General features: G+C 41.0%; 3 protein-coding genes and 2 pseudogenes. 1 reads left to right on the top strand and 4 read right to left on the bottom strand.

Features of this window, described 5'->3' with window-relative positions:
• The 4 genes and pseudogenes from DYY66_RS11425 to DYY66_RS11410 form a co-directional block, all read right to left on the bottom strand.
• A pseudogene (locus DYY66_RS11425) lies at positions 1–317 on the bottom strand (3-hydroxy-5-phosphonooxypentane-2,4-dione thiolase LsrF); the annotation flags it as partial.
• A 22-nt stretch (positions 318–339) separates the two neighbouring features.
• Positions 340–801, bottom strand: a complete 462-nt coding sequence (locus DYY66_RS11420) for a zinc-binding dehydrogenase (RefSeq protein WP_309224013.1) — start codon at positions 799–801, stop codon at positions 340–342.
• A gap of 2 nt (positions 802–803) precedes the next feature.
• The coding region (locus tag DYY66_RS16645; protein ID WP_394352647.1) for a zinc-binding dehydrogenase at positions 804–977 on the bottom strand (174 nt) is incomplete at its 3' end.
• Between the two features lie 204 nt (positions 978–1,181).
• Positions 1,182–1,515: pseudogene (locus tag DYY66_RS11410) on the bottom strand (alcohol dehydrogenase catalytic domain-containing protein); the annotation flags it as partial.
• A gap of 206 nt (positions 1,516–1,721) precedes the next feature.
• On the opposite strand from DYY66_RS11410, the gene DYY66_RS11405 reads away from it, so the two are divergent.
• Positions 1,722–1,987: inorganic diphosphatase (locus tag DYY66_RS11405; protein WP_178085613.1), on the top strand; the 266-nt coding region annotated here is incomplete at its 3' end.

Below are 1,987 nucleotides of genomic sequence, written 5' to 3'. Positions count from 1 at the left end.
GATGCGTTTAGTTTGATTGCTTCTTTTACAGACGTTGTGATTTTTTCATTTGAGAGGTCTTTGCCAATTATGCTTGCTCCTCCTGAGACTCGAAGCACTACTGGCACTGGAAAGTTTGCATCAACAGATGTTCTTAGAACACCTCGTGTAAGCATGAGAGAATCTGCATATGGTAATAATGGAGCTATGGTTTTTCTTGGTACCTCTAGTCTTTCTGTTGGTCCGAGAAAGTAACCGTGGTCTACAGCCAGCATCACACCGCGTCTGTTTTGTGGTTTGATTATTTTTGCCAGTCTGTTTTTGAGTCCCCAGTCCATAACATCATCGAAAAAATTTGCCTTAGTTAAGCGTTTCTGAATTTGTAATTATTATTTTCATGGAATCGTTTCCTTGATGTGCATAATCCAAAGCTTTTGCAGAATCTACAAGATCAAACTTGTGTGTGATGAGTTTTTTCACGTTGATTGTTCCTTGCTCGATTAATCGAAATGCCTCGTTTGTGTCTGTTTCAGAAGCTGCATAGCTTGGCGTGATGGTAATTTCTTTGGAATATACCTTGCTCATCTCAAGTGACATCTTAACATCTTTTGTGGGAACTCCAAACATCATTACTGTACCACCTTTTCTTACCAAGTCAATTGCCTGGGATATTGCATTGACGCTTCCAGTTGAAACCATTGCAATATCCACTCCACGGTTCTGGGTCTTTGCAAGAATTTTCTGATGTGCATCTGGGTCATCTGATCTTATCGTATCAGTTATGCCAAATTTTTTTGCAAAACCTAATCTAAAATCGTTAATGNAACCATTGCGATATCAACTCCGCGATTCTGGGTCTTTGCAAGAATTTTCTGGTATGCATCTGAGTCGTCTGATCTTATCGTATCCGTTATGCCAAATTTTTTGGCAAAGTCTAATCTAAAATCATTGATATCAAGACAAAATATGTCCTCCATCCCGTATGCCTTGCTTAACATCAAGTGCATTAATCCAGTTGGACCTGCACCCAAGATTGCAATCGAATCCCCTTTCTTGAATTTTATTTTATTCCATGCTCTTATGCAACATGCAAGCGGCTCTATCATTGCTGCCTCTTCAAAGGACACATGGTCTGGCAGTTTTATGACTCCACCGTGTGACACATTCCATTGTGGGACGATGAATTCCTCTGCTAATCCGCNGCCTCTTCAAAGGAAACATGGTCTGGCAGTTTTATGACTCCACCATGTGACACGTTCCATTGGGGAACGATAAACTCTTCAGCTAGTCCGCATGGGGAAAGATTTGTCTCTGAATATTTCTGGCACATGGTCTCGTTTCCATGTGTGCAATAGTGACATGAATAACATGGAACATGATGATGGGTAAACACCCTGTCTCCTTTCTTAAAATTGGTAACACCATTGCCTACCTCTGATACTACTCCGAAGGTTCGTGGCCAAGTCTCATGGAAGGCTGGCTGTATTTGCCGTAAATTTTCTCAAGATCAGACCCGCATACCCCGCAGGCTTTCATGGATACTAGGATCTCGCCACTGCCGACCTGTGGTTTTTCCACATTTTTTATCTGGACATCTGATGGTCCCAAAACATGTGCTGCCTTCATGATATCCATCAGACTTGGGTACAGTTTTATCTTTTCCGAAGTCTTGGCGCATGGAAATTTTAGAAATTAAAACGGTATGCTGTAAATTAAATAGGACCTATTTCTGAGACACAACCATGGATTTGTGGCGCGATATTGAAACTGGTCCCAAAGTACCAGAAGTGATTAACGTTATAGTAGAAATTCCAAAAGGTTCTCAGAACAAGTACGAATATGACAAAAAGCATGGTGTCATAAAACTTGACAGAGTGTTGTTTTCACCATTCTTCTATCCTGGAGAATATGGAATAATCCCACAGACATTTGCAGAAGACGGAGACCCAATGGATGCAATTGTTCTTGTTACCAATCCTACATATCCTGGAGTGTTGATTGAATCACG

The organism is Candidatus Nitrosotalea sp. FS (assembly GCF_011319475.1).
Classification (GTDB): Archaea; Thermoproteota; Nitrososphaeria; order Nitrososphaerales; family Nitrosopumilaceae; genus Nitrosotalea.
This window is presented reverse-complemented; position numbering and strand designations above follow the sequence as displayed.